Annotated in this window: 1 pseudogene; it reads right to left on the reverse strand. The window is 60.9% G+C overall.

What is annotated here, in order from left to right:
- A pseudogene (locus tag J5M71_RS27245) lies at window positions 1–511 on the reverse strand (hypothetical protein); the annotation flags it as partial.

The following is a 511-nucleotide window of genomic DNA, read 5'->3' on the forward strand; positions in this document are numbered from 1 at the left end:
GTAACCCTGTGGCGTACTGGCCCGTCGACACGCCTGCTGGACTTCGCTGGGCATGATCAGCACATGCCGGATATCCGTGGATCGTGCGCCAAGCGGCGGCAGGACGGCGCGCAGATAAATCGAATCCAGCAGAAAGCCTGATGGCAGTCGCCCGTGCTCGAAGATCCGATCCAGCGCCAGCGCAGATCGTTGTGCAGTCAGCGGCAGACTGGCAAGAAACACACCGCCGGCCGAGCGCAGGATGACACCGAAAGTCTGCATATCGCGGCTAACCGCCAGCTCATGGACATATCGAGCGGCCGCATCTGCCTGAAGAAATAACGGGCTGCACACCGCCGCAGTAGCGGCTTTGCTGTAATCCGTCACGATCTGCAGATCGGCGGAGAACGGCACCCAGCGCGATACTTGCCGGGGCAGGCCCCACAGGTCACTGCCGGTGACGACCTGCAAATAACCTGTTCTGGCGAGCGAGTCGATCCAGTCGATCGGTTTCAATTCACCGCTGTAAAGG

Source organism: Pseudomonas sp. 43(2021), assembly GCF_017490805.1.
Lineage (GTDB): Bacteria > Pseudomonadota > Gammaproteobacteria > Pseudomonadales > Pseudomonadaceae > Aquipseudomonas.